We start from the raw sequence: 21,417 nt of genomic DNA, 5'->3' as shown, positions 1-21,417 counted from the left end.
GGAACGATGCGATGAGCACTCCCCTTCTTCAAGTCCGTGTGCGGGCCACCACCTTCGAAGCCGAAGGCATCCTGTCTTTTGAGCTGTGCCCGCTGCCCCCGGCCACCAATCTGCCTGCCTTTACCGCAGGTGCCCATATCGACCTGCACTTGGGCAATGGACTGGTGCGCAGTTACTCGTTATTGAACGATCCACAAGAACGCCACCGTTATGTGATTGCCGTCAACCGAGATGCCCATAGCCGGGGTGGATCACGCTATCTGCACGACGAATTGCGCACTGGCAGCGTCCTTCAGATCAGCCACCCCCGCAACCATTTCCCGCTGGACGAAACCAGCCCCTGCAATGTGTTCATTGCTGGAGGCATAGGCATCACGCCCATGCTGAGCATGGTGGCACGCTGCCACACCTTGGGCACCCCTTGGAAGCTCTACTACAGCGCCCGCACCCGCCAGCATGCAGCCTTTGTTGGTTTGCTAGAAAGCTACCAGCACCAGCCCGGTGCCGAATTGTTGCTCAATTTTGACCATGCACCAGGGGGCAAGCTGCTGGATTTAGCCACTATCGCAGCCTCGTTGCCCCCCGGTGCCCATCTCTATTGCTGTGGCCCCGTGGCCATGCTGGATGCCTACACCAAGGCCACCGCCAGCCTCGAACCCCACCGTGTGCACATGGAGTACTTCGCGGCCCCAGAGGCTGGTGCCACTGAGAGCGGCGGCTACACCGTAGAACTCCAGCGCAGCAGCAAAACCCTTCAGATAGAGGCGGGTCAAACGCTCCTCGATGGCCTGATAGCCATTGGTGCCGAGCCGCCCTACTCATGCCGAGAAGGCCTCTGTGGCACCTGCGAAGTCAAAGTGCTGTGCGGCACCCCCGACCACCGAGATCTGGTTTTGAGCCCAGCCGAAAAAGCAGCCAACGACCGCATGATGGTCTGCTGCTCGGGTGCCAAGAGTGAGCGATTGGTGCTGGACTTGTAACCACCGGCACAGGCCATAACCAACTTTGGAGACTACCCCATGAACGAATCACTGATTACCTACCAACTCGACGGCCCTGTGGCCTTGATCGGACTCAACCGCCCCGACAAACGCAACGCGATCAATGACCCCCTGATCGATGACTTGCGCAGCGCCGTGCTGCGCGCCCACGAAGAAGCCGATGTGGCCGTGCTGTTTGGTCATGGCAGCAACTTCTGCGCTGGACTGGATCTGGCCGAAGCCCTGGCACGGGCTACGGGTCAGATCAAGCCGCCACGCAAGCGCCGCCGCCACAACTGGCATGAAGTCTTTGACCTGATTGCGCGTGGCCCCATTCCCTTTGTGGCAGCCTTGCATGGTGCGGTGGTGGGTGGTGGGCTGGAACTGGCTACTGCAGCCCATGTGCGGGTGGGTGACGAATCCCTGCTCTGCGGCCTGCCCGAAGGGCAGCGCGGCATCTTTGTCGGCGGTGGCGGCACTGTGCGTATCCAGCGGGTGGTCGGCACCACCGTCATGACAGACATGATGCTCACCGGCAGGCTGCTCAATGCCGCCGAATCCTTACAAGAGCATGTGGTGCGCTATCTCGTGCCCACAGGTGAAGCCTTGAACAAAGCCCGAGAACTGGCTGCCCGCATCGCCAAAAACAGCCTAGAAACCAACTGGATGATCATCAACGTGCTGCCACGCATTCACGACATGTCCCACGATGACGGGCTGTTTGTTGAACAACTGAATTCGGCCCGGGCCCGCCCACCAGAAGCCGAAGCTCGCCTGCGCGATTTTGTTGACGGCAAGGCCGAAAAACTACAGCGCCACCCAGCCTGAGAACCCAGCCGCAGGAGACATGATGAATACCGTAGATTTCTTTACCGTCAGTGATGCCGAACGCGAACGCGCACTGGCCCATGCCCAATGGGCTGCAGCCCAAGCAGCCGTCATCCCAGATATTCCGGCCCACACCACGCTGCGGCCCCTTCACAAAGTGGCCGTGATTGGTGCAGGCACTATGGGCGGCGGCATTGCTATGTCGCTGGCCAACATAGGTATTGCAGTCACCCTGATCGATGCCAACCAAGAAGGGCTAGAACGTGGCCTGCGCCGCATCCAAGACAATTACACCACCAGCGTGCAACGGGGCAAACTGCGCCCACAAGACATGGAGCAACGTCTGTCGCTCATCCACGGCTCTATACAAATGGCCGATGTGCAAGATGCCGACATGGTGATTGAGGCCGTGTTTGAAGACATGGGGCTCAAGCAAAGCATCTTTCGTCAGTTGGACGAGCACTGCAAACCCGGCGCTATCTTGGCGACCAACACTTCTGGGCTGGACGTCGATGAGATCGCCGCGGCAACCCACCGCCCCCAAGACGTGGTGGGCGCACATTTTTTCAGCCCAGCCCATGTGATGAAGCTGTTGGAAGTTGTGCGGGCTAGCCAAACGGCCCCCGATGTGATTGCCACCCTGATGGACTTGGGTCGGCGCATGGGCAAAATTGCAGTGCTGGCACGGATCTATCCTGGCTTTATTGGCAATGCACTGTTTCGTCAATACACCCGAGAAGCCCACTTCGCGGTAGAAGATGGTGCCCTGCCCCATGAAGTGGATGCGGCGCTGAAGAAATTTGGCTATGCCATGGGCATTTTTGCCGTACACGACATGGCGGGCAACGATGTAGGCTACCAAACCCGCAAAGCCCAGATGGCCTCCCGCCCCCAAGACCGACGCTGGAACGACCTGATCATGAAACTGTGCGATCTGGGCCGTCTGGGGCAAAAAACCGGCAAAGGCTGGTATCAATACGCTCCCGGTGATCGCACGCCACAACGAGACCCCGAACTCGAACAATACATTGCCGAAGAGTCCGTCCGGATGGGAATCCAGCGTCAACCACTGGACGAGCAAGAAATTCTCAAACGCTGCCTTTATGGCATGGTCAACGAAGGGGCCAAACTGCTAGAGCAGGGTATTGCACTGCGCCCCAGTGACATCGACATCACCTACTTGACCGGCTATGGTTTTCCAGCCCACCACGGAGGCCCCATGTACTTGGCTGACCGTATCGGACTGGAGCAGGTTCTGGCAGACATTGAACGCTTTTATGCCCAAGATGGTTATTGGTGGCAGCCAGCCCCTTTGTTGCAGCAACTGGTGCGTGAGGGCAAGAAATTTGCCGATTGGCAGGCCAAGGCCTGACACGCCTACCGCCTGATCCTGCCACGCCCCAGAGCGTAGTATTTTTTTGAATCTGTACAGCCCGCCATGAGCACCACTGCCTCCATTCCTGCCAGCCTGCAAGCCCTGTTGAGCCAAACCCCCGTCACCCACCTACTAGACCAGCAAATCCAAGCTCTGGACTTAGCGGCAGGCACCATTGTGGTTCACTACCAAGCCACAGAACAGTTTCTGAATCCTGCGCGGCAAGTGCAGGGCGGCATGCTCAGTGCCATGTTGGACGATGTAACCGCCGTCTTGGTCACTGCCACACTGGAACCAGGCACCTTTTGCGCCACACTGAGTCTGAACACATCATTTCTATCCTCTGCCAAGGCCGGCCCAGTGATCGGCAAAGCCCGTTTTGAGCGCCAAGGTAAAAATATCTGCAATGTATGTGGCGAACTCTGGCAAGGCGACACACTGGTGGCGAGTGCCACCGCCGTCTGTATGGTGCGTCGGCCTAGCAGCACCTGAACAGCGGTCAACAACCAATTTGTGAAGCCTGCCAGACTTGCAATGCCTGGGTGGTTTCACGCACATCATGCACCCGCACAATACGCGCTCCACGCTCCACAGCCAACAAAGCGGCTGCCACACTGGGCACCAAACGCTGGCCTATATCCAGCCCAGTCACCGCCCCAATCGACGACTTGCGTGACCACCCAGCCAGCACCGGATAACCCAGCGCCAACAAGGCGCCTTGACGGGCCAGCAGGGCAAAGTTCTGCTCTACCGTCTTGCCAAAACCAATGCCATAGTCCAGCACAATCCGCTGCGGCTCTACACCCAAGGTTTGCAGGTTTTGGGCGCTCTGTGCCAAAAAGGTAACCACTTCCCCCACAGCATCGCCCACCATCGGGGCTGCCTGCATGGTTTGTGGGTCACGGTGCATGTGCATCAGGCAAACCCCACAACCAGGGTGCTGCGCCACCACTGGTGCGGCCCCCGGCTGGCGCAAAGCCCAAATATCGTTGATGATGTCTGCGCCCAAATCCAGCACAGCCTGCATGACCTCGGGCTTGTAGGTATCTACCGATACTGGCACACCCAAACGCACAGCTTCACGCACCACAGGCAAGACGCGCTCTAGCTCCTGCGCCAAAGGTACGGCAGGGCTACCGGGCCGGGTAGATTCACCGCCAATATCCAAAATATGGGCACCGTCGTGCAGCAACTGCTCGGCGTGGCGCAACGCTGCTACGCTGTTGGCGTGCTGACCACCGTCTGAAAAAGAATCGGGGGTGACGTTAACAATCCCCATGATTTGGGGCGTTGTGAGGTCGATATGAAAGCGGGTAGTGTGCCAAAACATACTTGTTCAGACGCCATCACAGCGCCCATAAAAAACGGGGCACTCGGCCCCGTATGCAAAAGAAAAGGTGTTGCCTTACACCACGGTAGAAGCCGTTGGCCCAGCGGTGGCTGTGTCTGCCGTAACGGCGGGCACCCCACCACTACCACTGTCTCCACCAGAAGATGAAGGGGTGTTGCGAGGCGTCCAGTCTTTGGGCGGACGGGGCGGCTTGCCCGCCATGATGTCATCGAGTTGCTCGGTATCAATGGTTTCCCATTCCAGCAACGCTTTAGCCATCGCGTGCATTTTGTCGCTGTGCTCTTCAATCAAGCGCCGGGCCAGCGAGTACTGCTCATCAATGATGCGGCGCACCTCTGCATCCACCTTTTGCATGGTCTCTTCGCTGATGTTGGTGGTTTTGGTGACCGAGCGGCCCAAAAACACCTCGCCCTCGTTTTCAGCGTAGACCATAGGGCCAAGCGCCTCCGTCATGCCATAACGCATCACCATATCACGGGCAATGTGGGTAGCCCGTTCAAAGTCGTTGCTGGCCCCAGTGGTCATTTGGTGCATGAACACTTCTTCGGCAATGCGGCCACCAAACAACATGCTAATTTGGTTGAGCATGTAGTCTTTGTCATAGCTATAGCGGTCTTGTGCGGGCAGGCTCATGGTTACACCCAAAGCACGGCCACGCGGAATGATGGTCACTTTATGCACTGGGTCACACTTGGGCAGCAGTTTGCCAATGAGCGCGTGGCCCGCTTCGTGGTAGGCCGTGTTGCGGCGCTCCTCTTCGGGCATAACCATGCTCTTGCGCTCTGGGCCCATCAGGATTTTGTCTTTGGCTTTTTCAAAATCCTGCATTTCTACGGTGCGGGCATTGCGGCGCGCTGCCATCAAGGCCGCCTCGTTACACAGGTTAGCCAAATCAGCGCCCGACATACCCGGCGTGCCGCGTGCAATCACACCGGGGTTCACATCTTGGCCTACCGGAATTTTGCGCATGTGTACGTTCAGGATTTGCTCACGGCCCCGAATATCAGGCAGCGTCACATACACCTGACGGTCAAAACGGCCCGGACGCAACAGTGCGGCATCCAAAATATCGGGGCGGTTGGTGGCGGCCACCACAATCACACCCAAATTGGTTTCAAAACCGTCCATCTCGACCAGCATCTGGTTGAGGGTTTGTTCCCGCTCGTCGTTGCCACCGCCCAAACCGGCACCACGCTGGCGGCCCACAGCATCGATTTCGTCAATGAAGATGATGCAGGGGGCGTTCTTTTTGGCGTTCTCAAACATGTCACGCACACGGGCGGCACCCACACCCACAAACATTTCAACGAAGTCCGAACCCGAAATGCTGAAGAACGGCACCTTGGCTTCACCCGCAATGGATTTGGCCAACAGCGTCTTGCCCGTACCGGGTGGGCCTACCAGCAGCAAACCACGCGGAATGCGCCCCCCCAACTTCTGGAACTTTTGTGGATCTTTCAAAAAATCCACGACTTCTTTGACTTCCTCTTTGGCCTCGTCACAACCGGCCACATCCGCAAAAGTGACGCTGTTGTTGTTCTCATCCAACATACGGGCCTTGCTCTTGCCAAAGCTAAAAGCACCGCCCTTGCCGCCACCCTGCATTTGGCGCATGAAGTAAATCCAAACACCAATCAACAACAGCATAGGCCCCCAACTGACCAACAGCGTCATCAACAGCGAGCCCTCTTCGCGCGGCTTCACATCAAACTTCACGTTGTTGGCAATCAGGTCGCCCACCAAACCCCGGTCTAGATAAGTGGCCGTGGTGCGAATGCGGCGTTCATCATTGGTGACAGCCACAATCTCAGTGCCGCCTTGCCCTTCCTGAATGGTGGCACTCTTGATGCGGCTGTTGCGCACTTCGTCTAGAAACTCCGAGTATCCGATATAGCCAGCAGCCACGCCCACGCGCGTGTCAAACTGTTTGAATACGGTGAACAGCACCATGGCAATGACCAGCCAAACGGCGACTTTTGAAAACCACTGATTATTCAAGCGGGACTCCAGAGAGAGTGCGAAGAGCGATAGAGAAGATAAGGCGGGATTTTAGGCTTTTCAAGGCAAGGTGGAACAGCAATAGCCCCAGACTGCCATAGTGCAGACATGGATTTAGTCTGCACCACCCGTTTCAGGGGTTTCAGCCTTGGTTCTTAAGACCAATTCCAACCAGAAAGGTTTCTGACGATTTATCCCGTGACGCCTTGGGCTTGACCGGCTTGACGATGCGGAACGTGTCCTTAAACAACTGCACCAATGGCGTATAGGCTCCCCCATGAAACAATTTGGCCACCAATGCCCCTTCGGGGTGCAGATGCTGGCGGGCAAAATCCACCGCCAGCTCTACCAAATGCTCAATCCGCGCAGCATCGGTAGCACCAATGCCAGACAAATTAGGCGCCATGTCCGACACCACCACATTGACGGCCCGGCCTTGCACTGCGGCTTCTAATTGGGCCAGCACCTCAGGCTCACGAAAATCACCGTTGATGTAACTGACGCCCTCGATCGGCTCCATGGGCAAAATATCCAGTGCAATGATGGCTCCATCCAACGTGCCACTGGCAGCCCCACCCGGCGACAGCCGCCGCCGCACATACTGGCTCCAAGCCCCCGGCGTGCTGCCCAAGTCCACCACCACCTGGCCGGGGCGAATCAGACCAAACAGCTCATCAATCTCCTTGAGCTTGTAAGCAGCGCGGGCACGATAGCCCTCCTTTTGCGCCAATTTGACGTAGGTGTCGTTAACATGGTCGTTCAGCCAAGCCTTGTTCACCTTCTTGCTTTGTGTTTTGATCTTCATGAAATGCTCCGAGAAGCCCCGGCATACATGCCAAGGAGGGAAAGGAGCGCAGCCGCCTATCGGCTGCACTGTGGGTTAACAATACGGAAAGAATACGCGTGCGACTTGGGGCGCAAAGGCCATACCTTTTGGGTGTTCAACTCGCACCCCCTGCCCAAGGGCACTATCACGAATGGCCCCTGCTCCGCCCAAGAAGACCCTGGGTTTGTTCGGGGGGTGATGGTGGGCATGATCGGGATGTGAATACCGCCAAAAATATTCTGAGCAAATCAAGCGCCCATGCGGGGCGTCGCACGCCTGTAGAGGGAATTTCCGTCCTTTAGAGCAGAGGGGATGTCGAGCTTTTCCTGTCCTGCCTCGATAATACGGCCCATGCCCCAAATTGAACTCACTCCGGCCGAGCGCCGAGAACAACGTGCCCAAGCCCACCATCTGAATCCGGTCGTCCTGATCGGTAGTGATGGCCTCACCCCTGGCGTACGCAAAGAGGTAGATGCTGCCCTCAACGCACATGGCCTGATCAAAATTCGCGTCTTCAACGATGACCGTGCCGCACGCGAGCTGATGTACCAAGAGCTGGCGGCCGAACTTGATGCTGCGCCCATCCAGCACATTGGCAAGTTGCTGGTACTGTGGCGCCCCATGCCTGAAAAGGAACGTGCCATTGACGAAGACCGGATGCCTGGCCCCAAAGATGTGCGGGTGCTCAAATACAGCAAGCGTGGCGGCCAGCGCCCCGAAATCAAAACCTTGCGGGTATTGGGTAACCAGCGCCTGACGCCTGGGGGCCAAATCAAGCGGGCCAAAAAACGCAAGCCCACTTCGGTCAAAAAACGCCAGGCCGATTGATCCCATGTGTGCTGTCGCAGCCCAGGCGCCGCAGCGCCATATTTTGTGCATGAAGTGGGGTACCAAGTACGGGCCAGAATACGTCAACCGCCTGTACGCGATGGTGCGTCGCCATTTGCGCGGCGACTTCCACTTCGTCTGCCTGACAGACAACTCTGCTGGCATACGCCCAGAAGTGCAGTGCTTGCCCATCCCACCATTAGACTTGCCCGCAGGCATTCCTGAGCGTGGCTGGACTAAATTGGCCACCTTCAGCGCCGATCTACACGGCTTGCGCGGTACGGCACTGTTTTTGGATGTGGATGTGGTCATCACGGGAGCGTTAGACGATTTCTTCACGCAACCGGGCGAGTTTCTCATCATCCACGACTACAAACGGCCTTGGCGCATCACGGGCAACTCGTCGGTGTATCGCTTTGAGCTGGGTGCGCATCCCGATGTGCTGGAATACTTTCGCGGTCACTTTGACAGCATTCGCAAGCAATTTCGCAATGAGCAAGCCTATCTGTCGGACTTTCTGCACCGGCAGGGCAAGCTGGCCTATTGGCCTAAAGCTTGGTGCCCCAGCTTCAAATACCACGGTATTCCGCGCTGGCCCACCAACTACTGGAAAGCACCCTTTGTGCCTGCAGGCGCGCGTATCGTGATCTTTCATGGCGAATGCAACCCACCCGATGCTTTGGCAGGCAGACGCAACCGGCGTTTGCGCTTTATCCAACCGGCCACTTGGGTAGGCGAGCACTGGCGCGAATAGGCCACCCTTTAGCGCCGCCGTACAGACGCAGCAGCACGCCACAGCACCACAGCAGCGCACAGCCATTGGGCCACGTACATCACGGTGCCCACGCTGTGCCATAGGCGCAGGTCTTGGCGGGCCACAATGCGCGGCGCCACACCAAACTGCACCAGCAGTGCCAACAACATCCCGCCCAGCACAAAGGCCATAGCCTTGTGCGCCCACGGCTCCAAGGCCTCGCTGCCTCTGGGTCTGGACAACAGCAATAAAACGACACAGCAGGCCACAGACACCCAAGTTTGGGCGGCAAACAAGCGTGCAGCCATGTGGCCTGCCATTGCAGGACTAGGTAAGTGGGCAAACAACAGGGGCACTGCCATGAATCCGATAGCACCCAAACTGCCCCACCACAGGGCAGCCACCAGCACCGGCAGGCGTTCTTGCATCGTCAACCAATAAGTGGTGCGCTCAAAGATAGCGCACGCCTACCACTTCATAACGGCGCAAACCACCAGGAGCCTGCACCTCGGCAGTGTCACCCTCTTCTTTGCCGATCAAGGCGCGGGCAATCGGGCTGCTGATGTTGATCAAACCCTGTTTCAGGTCGGCCTCATCTTCACCAACGATCTGATAGGTCACGGCGTCGCCACTGTCTTCATCTTCAAGATCAACGGTAGCACCAAACACGACCCGCCCTCCGGCATCCAGCGCAGAAGGATCAATCACCTGTGCGGCAGACAGTTTGCCCTCTACCTCTTGGATTCGGCCCTCGATAAAGCCTTGGCGATCTTTGGCAGCTTCGTATTCGGCGTTTTCGCTCAAATCGCCCTGCGCGCGGGCTTCAGCAATCGCAGCGATCACGGCTGGACGATCAACAGTCTTGAGGCGGTGTAGCTCTGTCTTGAGCAACTCGGCACCGCGCTTGGTGATGGGAATGGTAGCCATTGTGTGTTCTCCAAAAGCAAACCGCCGATCGTTCCCGGTCGGCGGTGTAGAGGTAATTATGCCTCAAGGCTTTTAGGGCACTCTCAACGCTCCACGAAAAAGGCGCTGTTGGATGCCAAACACTGCGCCAACCTCAGCCCAAAGCCAAAAGTGTCAGTAATCTGGTGCATATTATCCCGTTCAAGGAGGCTCCTCAATTATGACCACGCATCCGTTGCACAGGCTCCCACGCCAGTGGTGGCCATGGCATCTGTCCCTCCTGGCCTGCACCGTTGTCTTAGGCCTCCACACGTCGGCTGGGGCCACAGAACGGCCCAAAGAGCTGCCAGACACAGTGGCCGAGTCGGCACTCACCCTGCGTGGATTCGGTACGTTGGGTCTTGCGCGCTCGTCTTCCGATCAGGCAGAGTTTGTGCGTGACCTGTCACAACCGCGTGGAATTGCCAACCATTGGTCGGGCCGCATTGATTCAGTCATCGGGTTACAAGCCAATTGGCAAGCCACACAGGAGCTGGAACTGGTAGGACAGGTGGTCAGTCGTTATCAGTACGATGGCAGCCGTGCGTTAGAAGTGATGTGGGGGTTTGCCAAATGGGACATCGATGGTCGCCTTGAACTGCGGGCCGGACGACTGGGTGCTGATTTTTTGATCGGTGCCGATTCACGGCTGGTGGGTTATTCGTATTTGCCCGTGCGGCCTTCGGTGGATTATTTTGGCCCTCTGCTTTTTTCCTACTTCGATGGCGTCGATGCCAGTGCCACCTTGCCTGTGGCAGGCGGTTTGCTGCGCACCAAAGCCTATGCAGGTCGAAGCAAAGAAAAAGGCTCGGCTGGCGGCATCGTCTGGGATGCCAGCGACTCCACCCTGAAGGGTCTGGTATTCGATTATTTCAACGGCCCTTGGCAGGTGCGCGCCAGCACGGCCCAAGTCCGCCTGTCTCGGGACATGCCCTTCGACCCTTTGCCCCACAGCCTGCGTGCAGCGGGCACGGCACTGGGCATTCCACAAGCCATTGAGGCCGCCCAGGCACTGGCCGTAGGAGGTACCACCAGCCAGTTCATGACCGTGGGCATGGTGTATGACGATGGGCCACTACAGATCCAAGGCATGGTCAATACGATCCACCACCAAACAGGCGCCTTCGAAAACTCCAGGGCGGGCTACCTCATGAGCGCCTACCGCCTGGGGGCTGTCACGCCCTATGTAGGCTATTCATGGTGGAAAAGCAAATCCAAAAACTTGACCACGGGCTTGCCCCACACGGGGGCTCTGATCGCACTCAACCAAGGATTTGACAGCATCGTGCGCGATTCAGGCAGTGACCAAAAAACCTACACGCTAGGCGCCCGTTGGGACATCATGCCCAATATGGCACTGAAAGCCCAATGGGATGCTGTACGCGGCAAGCCCCGCTCCATTTTCCCCTACCGGGCCGAAAAACCGGGCTGGAATGGCCGTACCGATGTTTTGAGCCTGACGCTCGATTTCGTCTTTTAACCATGCGTGCCTTACTCCAAAAACTGCTTCTGCTGCTTGCCTTGTCGGCTATGCCGGCCATGGCAGCAGATTGGGTACTGGTAGCCAATCCGCAATCGGGCCTGAAAGCACTATCGCACGACGAGGTGGTCAACATCTACTTAGGCCGCTACCGCTATCTGGCCTCAGGTCTGACGGCTGAACCCATTGATCAGGCAATGGATGCCCCCATCCGGGCACATTTCTACCGCCATCTGGTAGACAAAAGTGTGGGTGAAATCAATGCTTATTGGTCAAGATTGACTTTCTCTGGCAAGACCCGGCCACCACGGGTAGTCCACAACAGCGAGCAAGCCCTGCAACTGGTGGCACGCACTCCGGGAGCACTGGCCTATGTGGAGCGTTCCAAGGTCGATGCCCGTGTTATGGTGGTTTTCCAATTGCCGGAGTGACATGATGGCCGAACGCAACGCAGTGCATTGGTGGAATGGGATCGTCTTTCGCAGCTTGGCCGCCGTCACCTTGCTCAGCGCACTGATCGGCGGTCTGTGCAGTCTGATGCTCAGAGAGCAGGTGGTAGTTCGCGCCCATACCGATGCACAGCGTCGCCTAGAACAATTGCTAGACACGGTTGAGAACACTGCCAGTGTGGCCGCCTTTGCCAATGATGAGCAGCTGGCACGTGAAGTGGTGCAAGGGCTGCTGCGTAACAGCGAGGTGCGCCGCGTCAGCATCCACGGTGCGGCTGCTCCTCTGGCCCATGCTGAGTCTTCGGGGCCGCAAAACACCAGCCAGCCTCCCGTGCAGCGCCGTTTGATGTCACCGTTCAAAAAAGGAGAAGTCATCGGGCATATCCGCCTAGATGCCGATTGGAATGCCATCTACAGCCAAGTGGATGCCGATGCCCGCTATGCCATGCTGTTGCTATCGGCCCAAACCTGGCTCATGATCCTTGGCACCGCAGGCATGGTCTTTTGGGTAGTGGTTCTGCCCATCAAGATGATTTCTGACCGCTTGCACCACTTGGATGCCACCAGCAGCGAAACATTGACCATCCCTGAAGGCCACGACAAAACCGAATTGGGACGGCTGGTAGGAGACATCAATGATCTGAAACTGCGTCTCATCAGCACGCTCGATCAGGAGCGCGAACTGCGTTGGCAACAAGACATTGCCCAGCGTATGTACCAAGATGTGTTTGATCACTCAACCTCTGGCATTTTTGTCGCTGATCTACATGGTCAACTGCTGTCTTTCAACCCAGCGTTCATTGAGCTGACTTGGCTGCCCCAACCTTCTGCCAAACAGCCTTGGCGCAACCTGAGCGAACCGCGTTGGGCCGAAAGCCAACAGCTGCTCCAACTGATCGAACACAGCACACAACAGCATGAATCGTGTGCCGCCGACCTGCTGCTGCATGGCCGACGCGGTGATGAACGCTGGCTCAATATCGTAGTGCTACCCTTGGGGGATGGCACTGTGCAAGGGACAGTCACTGACGTCACCGCACGCAAGCGCGAGGAGATTTCTGCGCGCCGCTTAGCCGTCACAGATCCACTGACGGGCTTTGCCAACCGCGAGGGGTTGTTTCAAGCCCATGCGGGCATGCATGTCACTGCGGACGCACCGTTGGTGGTGGCCATGATTGATCTTGCAGGGTTCAGGCAAATCAACGATGCCCTCGGGTTTAGCGTTGGTGATCAAATCCTCTTGATGGCGGCTAACCGCATTCGTGAATCCACCAACCCCGACTCTTTTCTAGCGCGGGTGGGGGGCGACGAGTTTGTCATTGTGCTGCGTGGCATGGCAGAGCGCAGTGCCATCGAGGCATGGATCAGCCACTTGCAAGCACGGTTGGGCGAGCCCTACAAAACCGATACAACACCGATATCCATAGGCTCCAGTGCAGGGCTGGCGCTGTTTCCCGGTGATGGAGTGGATATGCAGAATCTACTGCATTGTGCTGAATTGGCACTGGGCAGTGCCCATGCTTCACGCCATGGGGCACAAACCCACCCACACCTGTTCTTTCATCCTGAATTGCTCCAGCAGGTGGAATACCGCCGCCGCCTCGAAGATGATCTGCGTCTTGCGGTTGAGCAACGAGAATTGAAATTGTTCTTTCAGCCCATTGTCGATTTGCACACCGGCTTGCTCGCTGGTGCCGAAGCACTGTTGCGCTGGCAACATAGCGAACGGGGTGCCGTCTCGCCAGAGGTGTTCATTCCACTGGCAGAGCGTATCGGCCTGATTGGAGAAATTGGCCGCCAAGTGCTTGACGATGCTTGTCGCCAAGTAGCCCATTGGCGTCGAGATGGACTGGAGATTTATGTCTCTGTCAATGTGTCGGCCAGCCAAATCCCCGAAGAACTGCCCCCAGAATCCATTTTGGAAACCCTGAACAGCTACGGCCTGCCCAGCCACGCCATCGCCCTCGAAATCACCGAAGGCGTCTTAATGAGCAACGTATCGGTTGCCCAAAACTGGATAGCACAATTGCGCGCCGCCGGTCTGCGCATTTACCTGGATGATTTTGGCACTGGCTATTCTTCATTGTCTTATCTGAAACGTTTTCCGATGGATACCGTCAAGGTGGATAAATCGTTCATCATGGACATGAACGATGACCACACTCTGGTCGACGCCATCATCACCATGACGGGCAGTTTGGGGCTGAATGTGGTGGCTGAAGGGGTTGAAGAAGCCGCGCAGCTCGACCTGTTGCGCGCTATGGGTTGCGGCTACGGCCAAGGGTATCTGTTTTCGCGCCCAGTAGCCGCTGCCGATTTTGTCGCCACGGCCAAACGCATCAATACAGAAATGGGCAGACACACCGCCTCACCATGAAAAAAGCCCCTGCCTATCAGAGCAGGGGCTTGTGGGGCATGCAAGCCCCATGCGCTAGCGTATCAGGCCGCTTGCAATTGCGCGTGCATCTCTTGCACCGAGATGACGTCCAATTGGTTCATGTGCTTCATGCCTTCTACCGCTGCTTCAGCACCGAAAATAGTGGTAAAGGTGGTCACACGGGCCAGCAAAGAGCTGGTGCGAATCGCACGCGAATCGGCAATGGCGTTGCGGCGTTCTTCCACCGTGTTAATCACCATCACGATTTCATCGTTCTTGATCATATCGACGATGTGCGGGCGGCCTTCGGCCACTTTGTTCACGGTTTGCACTGGCACACCCGCTTCGGCAATCGCAGCCGCAGTGCCTTTGGTGGCGCACAGGGCAAAGCCCATGGCTACCAGCTCGCGGGCAATGGCCACGGCACGGGGCTTGTCGCTGTTACGCACCGTCAAGAACACTTTGCCCGCTGTGGGCAGCTTCGTGCCTGCCCCCAATTGGCTCTTGACAAAGGCTTCGCCAAAGGTTTTGCCCACGCCCATGACTTCGCCAGTGGATTTCATCTCGGGGCCGAGGATGGTGTCCACGCCAGGGAACTTGACGAAGGGGAACACCGCTTCTTTCACGCTGAAGTACGGTGGTGTCACTTCCTTGGTGATACCTTGGCTAGCCAGCGTTTGTCCAGCCATGCAGCGTGCCGCCACCTTAGCCAACTGGATGCCCGTGGCTTTAGACACGAACGGCACGGTGCGCGAAGCACGTGGGTTCACTTCCAACACATAGATGATGTCTTGGCCGTCGGCTTCTTGAATAGCAAACTGCACATTCATCAGGCCAACCACGTTCAGCCCTTGGGCCATCGCAGCGGTTTGGCGCTTGATTTCAGCAACGGTCTCTGCCTTGAGGTAGTAAGGGGGCAAAGAACAGGCCGAATCGCCCGAATGGACACCCGCTTGCTCAATATGCTCCATCACACCACCGATAAACACTTGGCCGGTGTTGTCGCGCACGCAATCCACATCGCACTCGATAGCGTTGCTCAAGAAGCGGTCGAGCAGCACCGGGCTGTCGTTGCTCACCTTGACAGCTTCGCGCATGTAACGCTCTAGGTCGCGTTGTTCATGCACGATTTCCATCGCCCGGCCACCCAGCACGTAGCTGGGGCGCACCACCAATGGATAACCCAGCGCGGCGGCTTTTTCCAGCGCATCGGCCTCGGTACGGGCAGTAGCATTCGGTGGCTGCTTGAGGTTGAGTTCATGCAGCAGCTTTTGGAAGCGCTCGCGGTCTTCGGCAGCGTCGATCATGTCGGGCGTGGTGCCAATGATCGGCACGCCTTCGGCCTCCAAGCCCAGCGCCAGCTTCAGTGGCGTTTGACCGCCATACTGAACAATCACGCCCACGGGCTTTTCTTTATCGACGATTTCGAGCACGTCTTCGAGCGTCACTGGCTCAAAATACAGGCGGTCGGAGGTGTCGTAGTCGGTGGAGACGGTTTCGGGGTTGCAGTTGACCATGATGGTTTCATAACCATCTTCACGCATCGCCAAAGCGGCATGGACGCAGCAATAGTCAAACTCAATGCCTTGACCGATACGGTTGGGCCCACCGCCCAGCACCATGATCTTTTTCTTATCGGTAGGCTCGGCCTCGCACTCTTGCTCGTAGGTCGAATACAGATAAGCGGTGTTGGTGGCAAATTCAGCCGCGCAGGTATCAACCCGCTTATAGACTGGGCGCACCTTCAGGGCGCGGCGCTGGTCGCGCACGGCTTTTTCCGTGGTCTTGAGCAGCTTGGCCAAACGGCGATCCGAGAAACCCTTCTTCTTGAGTGCCAACAGCGTGGCAGCATCCAGTTGGGCCAAAGCGGCATCTGCATGGCTGGCCGTGAGTTGGTCTAGTTCCAACTCAATCTTGACGATTTCTTCAATCTGCACCAAGAACCATTTGTCGATTTTGGTCAGGTCGTGGACTTCATCCACCGACAAGCCCATCGCAAAGGCATCGCCCACGTACCAAATGCGCTCGGGGCCGGGTTCGCCCAGTTCTTTTTCCAAGATTTCGCGGTCTTGGGTTTTTTCGTTCATGCCGTCTACGCCCACTTCCAAACCACGCAGGGCTTTTTGGAAGGATTCTTGGAAAGTACGGCCCATCGCCATCACTTCGCCCACCGACTTCATTTGCGTCGTCAAGCGGTTGTCGGCAGCGGGGAACTTTTCGAAGGCAAAACGCGGAATCTTGGTGACTACGTAGTCAATCGACGGCTCAAACGAGGCCGGAGTCGCGCCGCCAGTGATTTCGTTCTTCAGCTCATCGAGCGTATAGCCCACGGCCAGCTTGGCCGCCACCTTGGCAATTGGGAAGCCGGTAGCCTTGGAGGCCAGCGCCGAGGAGCGCGACACACGCGGGTTCATCTCAATGACGACCATGCGGCCATCTTTGGGATTGATGGAGAACTGCACATTGGAGCCGCCGGTATCCACACCAATCTCGCGCAGCACCGCCAAGCTGGCGTTGCGCAGAATTTGGTATTCCTTGTCGGTCAGGGTTTGTGCTGGAGCTACGGTGATGGAATCGCCCGTGTGGACGCCCATTGGGTCGAGATTTTCGATCGAGCAGATGATGATGCAGTTGTCCGCCTTGTCGCGCACCACTTCCATCTCGTACTCTTTCCAACCCAGCAGCGATTCTTCAATCAGCAGCTCATTGGTGGGCGAAGCCTCCAAACCACGCTTGCAGATGGTCTCAAACTCTTCGGGGTTGTAGGCAATGCCACCGCCGGTGCCACCCAGCGTAAAGCTGGGGCGAATCACGGTGGGGAAGCCCACGCTCTTTTGCACCGCCCACGCCTCTTCCATGCTGTGGGCAATGCCGGAGCGCGCCGAGCCCAGACCAATTTTGGTCATGGCATCTTTGAACTTGAGGCGGTCTTCGGCCTTGTCAATGGCCTCGGGGGTTGCGCCAATCAGCTCCACCTTGTATTTTTCCAGCACGCCGTGGTGCCACAAGTCCAAAGCACAGTTGAGTGCTGTTTGGCCGCCCATGGTGGGCAAGATGGCATCAGGGCGCTCTTTGGCAATGATCTTCTCGACCGTTTGCCAAGTGATCGGCTCGATGTAGGTGACATCGGCAGTGGCCGGGTCGGTCATGATCGTGGCAGGGTTGCTGTTGATCAGAATGACCTTGTAGCCTTCTTCGCGCAAGGCCTTGCAGGCTTGCACGCCGGAATAGTCAAACTCGCAGGCTTGGCCGATGATGATCGGGCCAGCGCCAATGATGAGGATGGATTGGAGGTCGGTGCGCTTGGGCATTATTTCTTCTCCATCAGCGCGGTGAAGCGGTCAAACAGGTAGGCGATGTCGTTCGGGCCGGGTGAAGCCTCTGGGTGGCCTTGGAAGCAGAAGGCGGGCTTGTCGGTACGCTCCAAGCCTTGCAAGGTGCCATCAAACAGGCTGATGTGGGTGGCACGCAGATGGGCGGGCAGCGATTGCAGTTCTACCGCAAAACCGTGGTTTTGGCTGGTAATGCTGACGCGGCCATTGTCCAAGTCTTTAACCGGGTGGTTAGCGCCGTGGTGGCTGTTGTCCATCTTGAAGGTTTTGGCCCCCGAGGCCAGCGCCATGATTTGGTGGCCCAAGCAAATACCAAAGGTGGGCACGCCCGACTCAATGATGGCTTGGGCAGCAGCAATGGCGTAATCGCAAGGCTGTGGGTCGCCGGGGCCGTTGGACAAGAATACGCCATCAGGGTTCAGCGCCAGCACTTCGGCAGCTGGGGTTTTGGCGGGCACCACCGTGAGTTTGCAACCGCGCTCAGCCAACATGCGCAAGATGTTTTTCTTCACGCCAAAATCGTAGGCCACCACATGGAAGCGCGGGGCGGTCTGCTGGCCGTAACCTTGGCCTAGCTTCCATTCGGTTTGTTCCCACTGGTAGGGGGCTGTGGTGGTCACTACTTGGGCCAAATCCAAGCCCTTCATGGGGGGGGCGGCCTTGGCAGCAGCAATGGCTTCGTCAATGCGTGCCTGTGTGACCGCTTCACCCACAGCCAAACCAACGATAGCGCCGTTTTGCGCCCCTTGGCTACGCAGCAAACGCGTGAGCTGGCGCGTGTCGATGTTGGCAATGGCGACCGTGTTTTCGCGCACCAAGTATTGCGACAGCGTTTCGGTGGAGCGGAAATTGCTGGCCAGCAAAGGCAGGTCTTTGATGATGAGGCCTGCGGCGTGGACTTTGTCGGCTTCGATGTCCTCGGCATTGACGCCATAGTTGCCAATGTGCGGATACGTGAGGGTCACGATCTGCTGGCAATAGCTGGGGTCTGTCAGGATTTCTTGGTAGCCGGTGATAGAGGTGTTGAACACCACTTCACCAACGGTGGTGCCGGTGGCACCGATCGAATTGCCGATAAAGACCGTGCCGTCTGCGAGCGCCAGAATGGCGGGCGGGAAGGTTCCCTGTAGAGACAATAGCACTGGGTTCTCCGGTTTGGTTACGGGCACGCCCAGCGGAGCAGGAGACAGGATGGAGTCTCGTGCAAAAGCTCTTGTGGGGGTCGGCTATGAAGCTGCGCTAGGCGTAAGGGATGCGTAAAAGCCGCCTATTATAGCCAATGACCATGATTTCTGAATGACAGTTTCAGGGAAAACCCGTGGCCTCAAGTGGCTGAAGCAGGGGCAAAAGCCGCCACCGCGCTGGCGTGCAAGCAGATGGCGGCGGCTGCGGCCACGTTGAGTGATTCTTCACCACCGGGTTGGGCAATGCGTACCGACAAAGCCGCGCGGGCCGCCACCGCATCGCCCACCCCTTGGCCTTCGTGGCCCAAAGCCCAAGCGCAAGGCCAAGGCAGGGTTTGGTGCTGAATCAAGGCCCCTTGGTGCGAGCTGGTGACAATCAAGGGCATCTGCAAAGCATCCAAGGCCTCAGGCTGTAAACCTTCGAGCAAGCGCAAACCAAAATGTGCACCCATACCAGCCCGCAGCACTTTGGGTGCCCACAGTGCCGCTGTACCTTTGAGGGCCAACACCTGCACAAAGCCAAAAGCGGCCGCACTGCGCAAAATGGAACCCACATTGCCCGCATCTTGCACCCGGTCTAGCACCACAGTGGGTGCATCGGGCAGCACGGCCGGGGCGGCAGCGTAATCCATCACATAACCCATTTGGGCTGGCGACTCTAGGCCGCTGATGTCAGCAAACAACCCGTCCGGTATCACCACCACCCGGCCAGCCCCTTGTGCCCATGCGGGCGGTGCCGCCGACCAGAAAGATTCTGCAAAGACCGCGACAGCCGGTTGCAAACCCCGCGCCAAGGCAGCACGGCAAAGATGATCGCCCTCTAGCCAAACCCGGCCCTGCTTACGGTAAGCGGTGCTGTCTTGGGCCAGACGGCGCAAATCTTTGAGCAGGGGGTTATCGCGGGAGTGGATCAGAGTGACGGAAGGAGCGGTCATAAAACGTCTTTTACGCTAACAACGGCCCGTTGGGCCTTAGCCACCGGAGCAAAAGAGTAGCGGTGCAGCGGGCAAGGGCCATGCGCTTGTAAGGCGGCCAAATGGGCTGCGGTGCCATAGCCCTTGTGTAGCGCAAAACCATAGTCTGGATACTGTGTATCGGCTTGCAGGCACCAGCGGTCTCGGTACACCTTGGCCAAAATAGAGGCTGCCGAAATGGCGGGCACCAGCGCATCGCCCTTGACAATCGCCTCAGCGGGCATGTCCAGTTGGGGCAGACGGTTGCCATCGACCAGCGCCATCACTGGCTTGAGGCGCAGCCCCAGCACGGCGCGGCGCATAGCCAACAGGGTAGCTTGCAAGATATTCAGGCGGTCGACTTCTTCTACGCTGGCTTGGGCAATACTACAACACAGTGCCTTGGCACGAATCTCATCAAACAGCGCCTCGCGCCGAGTTGGCGTCAGTTTTTTAGAATCGGCCAGCCCCTCAATGGGGTGCAATTCATCCAGAATGACAGCCGCAGCCACCACTGGCCCTGCCAGCGGCCCCCGCCCAGCCTCATCCACCCCGGCTACCAAGCCTGGAGGATGCCAAGGCAAACAATGCTGTTCAGGCAGCAAGAACTTGTCGGATGGCATCGGCAGCCAAAGCAGAAGTGTTGCGGCGCAAGCTATGGTGCAAAGCCATAAAACGCTGATGCAGCCCCGCGATACGCTCGGGAGCGTGTTGGCGTGCATCCAGCCATTCGAGCACCGCACCGGCCAAAGCCTGAGGCGTAGCAGCCCCTTGAATCAGCTCTGGCACCACAAACTCACCACACAGGATATTAGGCAGGCCTACCCAAGGCTGCAACTGCTTACGCTGCATGAGTTGCCAACTCAGGGACTGCATTCGGTAGGCAATGACCATCGGTCGCTTGAACAAAGCCGCCTCTAGGGTAGCGGTACCACTGGCAATCAAGGTCAGATCACAAGCGGCCAGCACAGTATGCGATTGCCCAGTGACCACTTGCAACACTCCGTCCAGACCCGCAGCATGGGCCATGCCTTCAATCGTCGCCCGCCATGCGGGTACGGCAGGCAGCACCAACTTCAAGCCCGGATAGACTTGGCGCACCAAAGCAGCCGCCTGCAAAAAGGCTGGCGTGATGTATTTGATTTCTGCCCCACGGCTGCCTGGCAAAATAGCCAACACCGTATCTTCCGGCTCTAAGCCCAACGCCTTACGGGCCGCCAAACGGTCTGGCTCCAGCGGAATCACATTTGCCAAAGGGTGCCCTACATACGTGGCGGCAATCCCATGACGGGCCAACAACTCTGGCTCGAATGGAAAGACACACAGCACATGGTGGGCCGCCCGGCGAATTTTTTCTACCCGTTTGGCACGCCAAGCCCAAATAGAAGGGCAAATAAAATGCACGGTCTTGATCCCAGCGGCCCGCAAATCACGTTCCAGCCCCAGATTGAAATCGGGGGCATCCACCCCAATGAATACATCCGGCTTGTCTTGCAACAATCGCGTGCGTAACTGGCGGCGGATCTGGATGATTTCCCCCAGGCGGCGCAACACTTCAAGGCTATAACCATGTACGGCCAGCTTGTCGCTGGGCCACCATGCCTCAAACCCCCGCCGGGCCATTTGTGGGCCACCAATGCCTTGGCTGGGCAAGCCGGGCCAATAGTGCTGCATACCGTCCAGTAGCAACCCGGCCAGTAAATCGCCAGAGGCTTCGCCTGCCACCATGGCAATGCGGGGTAGATGCTTGCTCATCA

General features: G+C 57.7%; 19 protein-coding genes. 9 read left to right on the top strand and 10 right to left on the bottom strand.

Features of this window, described 5'->3' with window-relative positions; translation table 11 throughout:
- Positions 1 to 11 precede the first annotated feature (11 nt).
- The 4 genes from ACFO6X_RS07825 to ACFO6X_RS07810 all read left to right on the top strand — a co-directional run bounded on the left by ACFO6X_RS07825 (position 12) and on the right by ACFO6X_RS07810 (position 3,675).
- Positions 12 to 980: a PDR/VanB family oxidoreductase gene (locus ACFO6X_RS07825; protein WP_382431726.1), complete on the top strand. Its 969-nt coding sequence runs from the start codon at positions 12 to 14 to the stop codon at positions 978 to 980.
- A 39-nt stretch (positions 981 to 1,019) separates the two neighbouring features.
- A complete protein-coding gene (locus ACFO6X_RS07820) occupies positions 1,020 to 1,808 on the top strand; it encodes a crotonase/enoyl-CoA hydratase family protein (protein WP_382431724.1) in 789 nt (262 codons plus the stop codon).
- Positions 1,809 to 1,830: 22 nt separating this feature from the next.
- Positions 1,831 to 3,180 carry a 3-hydroxyacyl-CoA dehydrogenase gene (locus ACFO6X_RS07815; protein ID WP_382431722.1) on the top strand — a complete coding sequence of 450 codons (1,350 nt, stop codon included), beginning with the start codon at positions 1,831 to 1,833 and terminating at the stop codon, positions 3,178 to 3,180.
- A gap of 66 nt (positions 3,181 to 3,246) precedes the next feature.
- The gene (locus ACFO6X_RS07810; protein WP_382431720.1) at positions 3,247 to 3,675 is read left to right on the top strand and encodes a PaaI family thioesterase; all 429 of its coding nucleotides are present in this window, start codon (positions 3,247 to 3,249) and stop codon (positions 3,673 to 3,675) included.
- A 7-nt stretch (positions 3,676 to 3,682) separates the two neighbouring features.
- On the opposite strand, the gene folP is transcribed toward ACFO6X_RS07810, so the two are convergent.
- The 3 genes from folP to ACFO6X_RS07795 all read right to left on the bottom strand — a co-directional run bounded on the left by folP (position 3,683) and on the right by ACFO6X_RS07795 (position 7,337).
- On the bottom strand, positions 3,683 to 4,513 hold the full coding sequence (gene folP / locus ACFO6X_RS07805; protein WP_382431718.1) for a dihydropteroate synthase: 831 nt from the start codon (positions 4,511 to 4,513) through the stop codon (positions 3,683 to 3,685).
- Positions 4,514 to 4,588: 75 nt separating this feature from the next.
- Positions 4,589 to 6,532 carry an ATP-dependent zinc metalloprotease FtsH gene (gene ftsH, locus ACFO6X_RS07800; protein WP_382431716.1) on the bottom strand — a complete coding sequence of 648 codons (1,944 nt, stop codon included), beginning with the start codon at positions 6,530 to 6,532 and terminating at the stop codon, positions 4,589 to 4,591.
- A gap of 142 nt (positions 6,533 to 6,674) precedes the next feature.
- The gene (locus tag ACFO6X_RS07795; protein WP_382431714.1) at positions 6,675 to 7,337 is read right to left on the bottom strand and encodes an RlmE family RNA methyltransferase; all 663 of its coding nucleotides are present in this window, start codon (positions 7,335 to 7,337) and stop codon (positions 6,675 to 6,677) included.
- 372 nt (positions 7,338 to 7,709) lie between these two features.
- On the opposite strand from ACFO6X_RS07795, the gene ACFO6X_RS07790 reads away from it, so the two are divergent.
- The gene (locus ACFO6X_RS07790; protein WP_382431712.1) at positions 7,710 to 8,186 is read left to right on the top strand and encodes a YhbY family RNA-binding protein; all 477 of its coding nucleotides are present in this window, start codon (positions 7,710 to 7,712) and stop codon (positions 8,184 to 8,186) included.
- Between the two features lie 4 nt (positions 8,187 to 8,190).
- Positions 8,191 to 8,940: a glycosyltransferase gene (locus tag ACFO6X_RS07785; RefSeq protein WP_382431710.1), complete on the top strand. Its 750-nt coding sequence runs from the start codon at positions 8,191 to 8,193 to the stop codon at positions 8,938 to 8,940.
- Positions 8,941 to 8,948: 8 nt separating this feature from the next.
- On the opposite strand, the gene ACFO6X_RS07780 is transcribed toward ACFO6X_RS07785, so the two are convergent.
- Both ACFO6X_RS07780 and greA read right to left on the bottom strand, forming a co-directional pair.
- The gene (locus ACFO6X_RS07780; protein ID WP_382431708.1) at positions 8,949 to 9,368 is read right to left on the bottom strand and encodes a DUF4149 domain-containing protein; all 420 of its coding nucleotides are present in this window, start codon (positions 9,366 to 9,368) and stop codon (positions 8,949 to 8,951) included.
- Positions 9,369 to 9,390: 22 nt separating this feature from the next.
- Positions 9,391 to 9,867 (bottom strand): transcription elongation factor GreA, encoded by a 477-nt coding sequence (gene greA / locus ACFO6X_RS07775; protein WP_382431706.1) that lies wholly within the window; start codon positions 9,865 to 9,867, stop codon positions 9,391 to 9,393.
- 199 nt (positions 9,868 to 10,066) lie between these two features.
- On the opposite strand from greA, the gene ACFO6X_RS07770 reads away from it, so the two are divergent.
- From ACFO6X_RS07770 to ACFO6X_RS07760, 3 genes are read left to right on the top strand one after another with little or no spacing between them, the layout of a single operon-like run.
- The gene (locus ACFO6X_RS07770) at positions 10,067 to 11,365 is read left to right on the top strand and encodes a hypothetical protein (protein ID WP_382431704.1); all 1,299 of its coding nucleotides are present in this window, start codon (positions 10,067 to 10,069) and stop codon (positions 11,363 to 11,365) included.
- A gap of 2 nt (positions 11,366 to 11,367) precedes the next feature.
- A complete protein-coding gene (locus ACFO6X_RS07765) occupies positions 11,368 to 11,796 on the top strand; it encodes a type 2 periplasmic-binding domain-containing protein (protein WP_382431702.1) in 429 nt (142 codons plus the stop codon).
- A gap of 4 nt (positions 11,797 to 11,800) precedes the next feature.
- Positions 11,801 to 14,191: a putative bifunctional diguanylate cyclase/phosphodiesterase gene (locus tag ACFO6X_RS07760; protein ID WP_382431700.1), complete on the top strand. Its 2,391-nt coding sequence runs from the start codon at positions 11,801 to 11,803 to the stop codon at positions 14,189 to 14,191.
- Between the two features lie 62 nt (positions 14,192 to 14,253).
- Here the strand turns inward: ACFO6X_RS07760 and carB are convergent, their stop codons facing one another.
- The 5 genes from carB to lpxB all read right to left on the bottom strand — a co-directional run bounded on the left by carB (position 14,254) and on the right by lpxB (position 21,415).
- Positions 14,254 to 17,502 carry a carbamoyl-phosphate synthase large subunit gene (gene carB / locus ACFO6X_RS07755; RefSeq protein WP_382431698.1) on the bottom strand — a complete coding sequence of 1,083 codons (3,249 nt, stop codon included), beginning with the start codon at positions 17,500 to 17,502 and terminating at the stop codon, positions 14,254 to 14,256.
- Positions 17,502 to 18,665 carry a glutamine-hydrolyzing carbamoyl-phosphate synthase small subunit gene (gene carA / locus ACFO6X_RS07750; RefSeq protein WP_382431696.1) on the bottom strand — a complete coding sequence of 388 codons (1,164 nt, stop codon included), beginning with the start codon at positions 18,663 to 18,665 and terminating at the stop codon, positions 17,502 to 17,504. Before carA ends, carB begins: the two co-directional genes overlap by 1 nt.
- Before the next feature lie 182 nt (positions 18,666 to 18,847).
- Positions 18,848 to 19,642 carry a TrmH family RNA methyltransferase gene (locus ACFO6X_RS07745; RefSeq protein WP_382431694.1) on the bottom strand — a complete coding sequence of 265 codons (795 nt, stop codon included), beginning with the start codon at positions 19,640 to 19,642 and terminating at the stop codon, positions 18,848 to 18,850.
- The gene (rnhB, locus tag ACFO6X_RS07740) at positions 19,639 to 20,283 is read right to left on the bottom strand and encodes a ribonuclease HII (RefSeq protein ID WP_382431692.1); all 645 of its coding nucleotides are present in this window, start codon (positions 20,281 to 20,283) and stop codon (positions 19,639 to 19,641) included. Before rnhB ends, ACFO6X_RS07745 begins: the two co-directional genes overlap by 4 nt.
- Positions 20,255 to 21,415, bottom strand: coding sequence for a lipid-A-disaccharide synthase (gene lpxB, locus ACFO6X_RS07735; protein ID WP_382431690.1), 1,161 nt, complete (start codon positions 21,413 to 21,415; stop codon positions 20,255 to 20,257). Before lpxB ends, rnhB begins: the two co-directional genes overlap by 29 nt.
- Positions 21,416 to 21,417 lie beyond the last annotated feature (2 nt).

It is taken from the genome of Giesbergeria sinuosa (genome assembly GCF_042652905.1).
GTDB classification, from domain to species: Bacteria; Pseudomonadota; Gammaproteobacteria; order Burkholderiales; family Burkholderiaceae_C; genus Simplicispira; species Simplicispira sinuosa.
The sequence above is the reverse complement of the archived record's forward strand: the minus strand, read 5'-3'. Positions and strand labels throughout refer to the sequence as shown.